Source organism: Trinickia sp. Z7 (assembly GCF_056498045.1).
In genome coordinates, this window is sequence record NZ_JAUEQW010000001.1 from 913382 (window position 1) to 919788 (window position 6407).

6 protein-coding genes and 1 rRNA gene are annotated in these 6407 nt (G+C 62.3%); 2 read left to right on the forward strand and 5 right to left on the reverse strand.

The window, feature by feature from the left end:
* Window positions 1-64 precede the first annotated feature (64 nt).
* From trmD to rpsP, 3 genes are all read right to left on the reverse strand, one after another.
* A complete protein-coding gene (gene trmD, locus QQS38_RS04060) occupies window positions 65-856 on the reverse strand; it encodes a tRNA (guanosine(37)-N1)-methyltransferase TrmD (RefSeq protein ID WP_479644055.1) in 792 nt (263 codons plus the stop codon).
* A 2-nt stretch (window positions 857-858) separates the two neighbouring features.
* Window positions 859-1551, reverse strand: coding sequence for a ribosome maturation factor RimM (rimM, locus tag QQS38_RS04065; protein ID WP_479644056.1), 693 nt, complete (start codon window positions 1549-1551; stop codon window positions 859-861).
* Window positions 1552-1644: 93 nt separating this feature from the next.
* On the reverse strand, window positions 1645-1899 hold the full coding sequence (rpsP, locus tag QQS38_RS04070) for a 30S ribosomal protein S16 (protein ID WP_173258456.1): 255 nt from the start codon (window positions 1897-1899) through the stop codon (window positions 1645-1647).
* A gap of 205 nt (window positions 1900-2104) precedes the next feature.
* On the opposite strand from rpsP, the gene QQS38_RS04075 reads away from it, so the two are divergent.
* Window positions 2105-2581 carry an NINE protein gene (locus tag QQS38_RS04075; RefSeq protein ID WP_479644057.1) on the forward strand — a complete coding sequence of 159 codons (477 nt, stop codon included), beginning with the start codon at window positions 2105-2107 and terminating at the stop codon, window positions 2579-2581.
* 25 nt (window positions 2582-2606) lie between these two features.
* Here the strand turns inward: QQS38_RS04075 and QQS38_RS04080 are convergent, their stop codons facing one another.
* Entirely contained in the window at window positions 2607-3722 is a 1116-nt protein-coding gene (locus QQS38_RS04080) for a PA0069 family radical SAM protein (RefSeq protein WP_479644058.1), read from the reverse strand.
* A gap of 445 nt (window positions 3723-4167) precedes the next feature.
* On the opposite strand from QQS38_RS04080, the gene QQS38_RS04085 reads away from it, so the two are divergent.
* Window positions 4168-6171 carry a glycoside hydrolase family 28 protein gene (locus QQS38_RS04085; RefSeq protein WP_479644059.1) on the forward strand — a complete coding sequence of 668 codons (2004 nt, stop codon included), beginning with the start codon at window positions 4168-4170 and terminating at the stop codon, window positions 6169-6171.
* A 131-nt stretch (window positions 6172-6302) separates the two neighbouring features.
* On the opposite strand, the gene rrf is transcribed toward QQS38_RS04085, so the two are convergent.
* Window positions 6303-6407: ribosomal RNA gene (gene rrf / locus QQS38_RS04090) — 5S ribosomal RNA — on the reverse strand; the annotation flags it as partial.

A 6407-nucleotide genomic window follows, 5' to 3' on the forward strand; every position in this document is an offset into this window, starting at 1 on the left:
TGGGTTCAACATCTGGCGCCGCATACGCGGCGCCGCCTGCGCCCTGCGTTCGGGAAGAAGACCGCTAGGCCTTCGACGCCGCTTTCGCAAGACTTGCGAGCCATGCCTCATCGGCACGGCTCAACATCTTGTTGCGCCTAGCGCGCTCGATCAGATCGGGCCGCTTGGCGAGCGTATTTCTCAGCGCCTCTTTGCGCCGCCATTGCTCGATTTCGGCATGATGCCCGCCGAGCAGCACGTCGGGCACGCGCACGCCCTCGTATTCCTCGGGGCGCGTGTAATGCGGGCAATCGAGCAAGCCATCGACGAAGCTGTCTTGCACGGCCGACTGAGCGTCGCCCAGCACGCCCGGCAACTGCCGCACCACCGCGTCCATCAGCGCCATCGCCGGCAACTCACCGCCCGACAGCACGAAATCGCCGAGACTCACTTCTTCGTCTACGCAACGATCGATGAGCCGCTGATCGATCGCTTCATACCTGCCGCAGAGCAACACCAGCCCGGGCTCTTGAGCGAAACGCATGACGCGCTCGTGATCGAGGGTGGCGCCTTGCGGCGACATCATCACGACGCGCGTAACCGCGACACCCTGGGCCGCCTGCGCGGCCTTCGCCGCACCGATGGCCGCTTCGAGCGGCTTGGCTAGCATGACCATACCGGGGCCGCCGCCATAGGGCCGATCGTCGACGGTCCGGTAGTTGTCCGACGTGAAATCGCGTGGATTCCACGTTCTCAACCCAAACCGCCCTTGTTTCGCCGCTCGGCTCGTAATGCCCCACTCGGTAACCGCGCGGAACATTTCGGGAAAGAGCGTGACGACATCGAACTGCATCGTGCGCTCCCTAGCGTCGACCATGCTCAGTAATCGGCCTGCCAATCGACGACGATGCGCTTCGCCGCTTGATCCACCGTTTTCACATACACCCCGACGAACGGAATCAACCGCTCGCCGGTCACGAGCTGCCCATCCTTGCCCTGGGCGGGGTATTCGACGCGCAGCACGGCGTGCGCGCCGTTGTCGATCATATCGGCAACGGCGCCTAGCGCCACACCTTCCTCGTTGACGACGTGAAGGCCGATCAAATCGACCCAGTAGAACTCGTCAGCATCGAGCGCTGGAAAATCGCTCCGGCGTACATAGACCCGCCAGCCTTTCAGCGCTAAAGCCTGATCGCGATCGGCCGGGCCGCTCAATTGCGCGACCACGCTGTCGCTATGAATCTTCGCCGCAACGACAGGCGCGACTTTCAACTCGCGCCCTTTCTCGAGCCACCAGCGCTTGGCGCTGGTCAGCGCGTCGCCGCCTTTGCTCGTACCGGCGTGCGCCGCCACCTTGACCCAGCCTTTTAGGCCGTAGGCGTCGACGATGGCGCCGACTTCGACGGCATCGTCGGGCAACGTGTCGACCGGCTCGATACCCGACGCTCGACCGGCGGCTGCAGGCGCCACAGCATTGCGCTCGACCGGCTTGCGCGCGAACGCGCCAAACGACACAGACGCTCGGGAAGCTGTCTTCGCTCGCCCCGAACCGCCCGAATCACGAACGGACATCGATAAACCTCACAGTTGGCCGATTGCCCCGACCTGTGGCCGACCGGCGCGCCGCTATCGGCCAAACAGCGCCCGACGGCGCCGCAACGGCAATCAAGCAGCCGGCTGCGCCTTTTGCGCTTGCTTCACGAGGCGCTCGACGGTAGGCGAAAGCTGTGCGCCCACGCCTTGCCAGTACGTCAGACGATCCTGAGCGATACGCAGCGATTCACCCTTCGTGGCGACCGGGTTGTAGAAGCCGACACGCTCGATGAAACGGCCGTCGCGACGGCTGCGCGAATCGGTGGCGACGATGTTGTAGAACGGGCGCTTCTTCGAGCCGCCACGTGCCAAGCGGATGATGACCATACTGTAATCCTTGAAAACCGGGGGTTCGGAACCACTGAAACGCTCGATTATAGCGGGAAACTGAAACCATAACAAACACTTACCGCCCCAGTGTGCAAGCAGGGCGATTGCCGCCCGGCCCGCCGGGCAAACGCGGCCGTACAATGCGCGCTGCGGCGTCTCACGGGCGCAAGCTTTCCCCTCACGAACCCACGCAATCACCTCGATGGTCATGCCCACCAGTATTTCCCACGCCCCCGTTCGATTTCGCTCCAAAACCATCACCGCCCTACTGGCTTTTCTGCTCGGTAGCCTAGGCGCGCATCGCTTCTATCTATACGGCTGGCGCGACTCGTTCGGATGGGCGCACCTGGCCGGTACCGCGCTCGGCATTCCTGGCGTGCTCCTGCTCGTCGCCAGCGAACGTGCGTCGGCGCTTGGCTGGGCGCTGGCAATACCGGGCGCGGTGTCGCTCCTGGCCGCGTTTCTAGCCGCAATCGTTTACGGACTTCGCCCCGATCAAAAATGGGATGCGCAATTCAACCCCGGGCAGTCATCGCACAGCCGATCCGGTTGGGGTGTGATCTTCGTCGTGATATTTTCACTGCTGATCGGGGCCTTCCTGCTCATGAGCGGGCTCGCCGTGACGTTTCAAACCTATTTCGAGTCGCAAAGCAGCGTGGTCAATTCACTGTCGCGTTGAGGCGCCAAAGGGTAGCGCGCCAGCGTCAAAAGAGGCTCATCTGCGGGCTCGACGGCCGGACGATGATAGGCCGCCGGAAGTGTGACATATCGAGAATGCCGTGCCGGCGCGGGTTGAGGCCGAGCCGTTTCACGGCTTTTTCGAAACGCTGGCGGAGCAAATCCGCCCATGCGCCCTCGCCTTTCATGCGCCGCCCGAACGACGCGTCGTAATCCTTGCCGCCCCGCATGTCGCGCACGCGAGCCATAACCCGCTCGGCACGTTGCGGAAAGTGCGCGGCCAACCAATCTTTGAAAAGCGGCGCGACTTCCCACGGCAGACGCAGAACGATGTAGCTGGCGCTCGTCGCCCCGGCCTGCGCGCAAGCTTCCAACACGCGCTCGAGGTCGGGCTCCGTCACGAAAGGGATCACCGGCGCGATACTGACGCCGACGGGAATACCCGCCGCACTCAGTTCGCGAATGGTGCGCAGGCGCCGCATCGGCGTTGCTGCACGCGGCTCCAGCGTGCGCGCTATGTCGGCGTCGAGCGTCGTAATCGTGACCGCCGCCATCACCAGACCGCGCGCGGCCATCGGCGCGAGCAAATCGATGTCTCGCTCGATCAACGACGACTTGGTTATCGCCGCAAACGGATGCCCGCAGTCGTGCAGCACTTCGATCACGCGCCGCGTCAGGCGCAGTTCGCGCTCGACGGGTTGATAAGCGTCGGTATTCACCCCCAGGGCAATCGGCTCGGGCACATAAGCGTTCTTGGTCAGTTCGCGCCGCAACAACTCGGGGGCATTGACCTTCGCGTAGATGCGACTCTCGAAATCGAGCCCCGGTGATAGACCGAGATAACTGTGCGTGGGGCGCGCGAAGCAGTAAATGCATCCGTGCTCGCACCCGCGATACGGGTTCAAGGAGACGCTGAAGGGGATATCGGGCGAAACGTTACGCGTCAGGATGCTTTTCGCGTTTTCCTCGAATACCTGCGTCCTGAGCGCAGGCAGCGCACCGTCTTCGGCATCCGGCGCCCAGCCGTCGTCCACCGCCTCCCGCTGATCGCGTTCGAAGCGTCCTTGCAAGTTCGTCACCGCGCCGCGCCCCTTCAGGGGCTGCGGCGGGGCAACGAGATATTCGGTGTCGCGATCGTCCATCGTATCGACTCGCCCGCCAAAAAATAGGGCCGTTCGCAGCGAATGGCGTCAGCCGCTTCACGGGCACGCCCGGGTTGAGATCGCTTCTTTTTACTGTATGCCCATACAGTACGTCAAGCGATAGCGACCTTCCCCTCACCACGCGACCTCTCATCGGGGTGCAATTCTCGACGCTGCCAAGGCAGTCGGCGCGACCAAGCCGGTCGCCCTCGTCCTGACCGCGACCGCAATGGGGCGGCGAACTCATGGCCTATGGTCGCACGCAAGTTGTATGACAACCAAATACAGCACCAAGCTGGCGGACCCGAGTTTCTCCATCCCATATCGGGTATACGAGAGCGGAGATAGGGAGATTTTGCGGCGTACACTTTTCCAGGTTGTACGATGACTGGTGAAAATCGTCTGCGTTCGCGTCACCCCATCCCACTAGATACGAAGGAGTGCCATGCCAAAGCGCCACAGCGTTAACTCCACGCCGTCCCCAAGGGACCACCACGGCCAAAATCGGCGTCGTTTCATCGGCACGAGCAGCGCGTTGCTCGCTAGCGCAGTGCTGGGCGGCCCATTACGCTTCGCCCGAGCGGCGGAAAGCGCGACAAGCGAGGTCGCAGCGCGCGCGGGGCATGATTCGATCTGGGGCGAAGGGGGCGCGGCGGCGCGCATCGCCGCTTCGTTGGCACACGTCTCCGAGCGGCTGTTTCGCCCGCGTGATTACGATGTAACGGCGTACGGCGCACAACGATGCGCGGTGGTGCCTGCAACTTCGCCTTATACGAACACTGCAAAATCGCCTGCGAGCCCCGGCTCCGAGCACACGCCCGCACCGAGCGCCCCCGATTCTCGGTCGGCTTTCCTTGCGGCAATCGAGGCCTGCCACCGGGAGGGCGGCGGCCGCGTGGTCGTGCCGCCGGGTCATTGGTACTGCGCCGGCCCGATCGTGCTGCGCAGTCACGTTCATTTTCATCTGAGCGCCGATTGCACGATCTATTTCAGTCCGAACCCGGCCGACTATGCGAAAGACGGTCCCGTGGATTGCGGCGCAAACGGACACCTGTACTACAGCCGGTGGCAGGCCAACGATTGCCTGAATTTCGGCGCGCCGGTCTATGCGCGGGCTGCCGTTCGTATAGGACTCACCGGGGAAGGCCCGACGTCGGTCTTGAACGGGCAAGCAATGACACCCTTTTCGGGCACGGGCAACAATAGCGTCTGCTGGTGGACGTACAAAGGCTCCGCGGGCGCCTACGGCGGCGGTTCGTCGGCGCCTAGCCAAGCGTTCGCGAATCCGAATAACACGGATCTGAGAATCGTCGCGCCGGGTATTTCCGATGCGCTCTATGCGTTATTGACATCGCCGCTCACGCCCTGGCAACAGGACCAAAATTACCTGTCCGCATTGTCCGAGGCCGGCGTGCCGGTCGATAAACGTGTCTTCGGTTTGGGCCATTATTTGCGTCCTTGCATGGTCGAATTCATCGACTGTGAAGACGTCCTCCTGGCCGACTACCAGACCCAAAACACGCCGTTCTGGCAACACCATCCGACCGCCTGCACGAACGTGGTATTTCGCGGCGTAACGACCAACAGCATCGGCCCGAACAACGATGGGTTCGATCCCGATGCCTGCACGAATGTACTCGTGGAGGACTGCACCTTCAACACCGGTGACGACTGCATCGCGGTCAAATCCGGCAAGGATCTCGACACCGAATATGGGCCTGCACGACGCCATTTAATTCGCAATTGCACGATGAACAGCGGTCACGGCGGAATTACGCTTGGTAGCGAAATGGGCGGTGGAGTCGAGCAAATTTATGCGACGAACCTGTCGATGCTGAATGCGAATTGGCAAACGAATCCGCTTAATATCGCCATACGCGTGAAAACGAATATGAACCGCGGAGGATATGTGAAGGACTTTCACGTCAAGGGGGTATCCTTGCCCAACGGCGTGAATCTGAAAGGCGGCGGCTACGGTAGCGCCATGCTTCCGGGTAGTCCGATCAATTCGACTGTGCCGCTGGGCGTCGCCACTGCCGCCGCCGGCAACCCTTCGGCATCACAGGGTGGGCTGATCACGTTCGATTGCGATTACCAACCAGCCAACGACGCGGTCCGCACAAGGCCCCCCGTGGTTCAGAACGTGACGATCGCGGATGTGAAGGCGAGCAACGTGACCGTAGCCGGCGTTACTGGCTCGTGCTTCCAAGCAATCGTGATGCAGGGGCCGGTTGCATTCGACTATAACGGCGCGCCGCCAACACCAACGGTCGCCGCGATCTCCGGCGTCTCGATCAGTAATTGCGACTTCGGCTCGCCCGTCGCTGCGGGTCCTGCCACCGTGACATCCCCCGGTCCGATCTACGCCTTCAACGTCAGCGGGTTGACGTTGTCGGACACGCTCATCGCAGGCGCGACTTATAACACGACAATCAGCGATCGCCGCTAACCGGCAGGGCCGCTGTGGAGCTTGCCTGCGGCCCGCGAAGGCCAGCGATTCAGCGGCGAGTGTTTTGTGAGGCGTTAAAAGCACAAACCCCCGGTAGCGCTGAGGCTAACGGGGGTTTGGAGGCAGAAGGAGCCTGACGATTACCTACTTTCACACGGGAATCCGCACTATCATCGGCGTGGAGTCGTTTCACGGTCCTGTTCGGGATGGGAAGGGGTGGTACCAACTCGCTATGG

What these genes read in the sequence shown, in the direction of transcription:
- trmD (WP_479644055.1), bottom strand. Translation starts at nt 856, where the DNA reads ATGGTCGACGCTAGGGAGCGCACGATGCAGTTCGATGTCGTCACGCTC.
- QQS38_RS04080 (WP_479644058.1), bottom strand. Translation starts at nt 3,722, where the DNA reads ATGGACGATCGCGACACCGAATATCTCGTTGCCCCGCCGCAGCCCCTG.
- QQS38_RS04075 (WP_479644057.1), top strand. Translation starts at nt 2,105, where the DNA reads ATGGTCATGCCCACCAGTATTTCCCACGCCCCCGTTCGATTTCGCTCC.
- rpsP (WP_173258456.1), bottom strand. Translation starts at nt 1,899, where the DNA reads ATGGTCATCATCCGCTTGGCACGTGGCGGCTCGAAGAAGCGCCCGTTC.
- QQS38_RS04085 (WP_479644059.1), top strand. Translation starts at nt 4,168, where the DNA reads ATGCCAAAGCGCCACAGCGTTAACTCCACGCCGTCCCCAAGGGACCAC.
- rimM (WP_479644056.1), bottom strand. Translation starts at nt 1,551, where the DNA reads ATGTCCGTTCGTGATTCGGGCGGTTCGGGGCGAGCGAAGACAGCTTCC.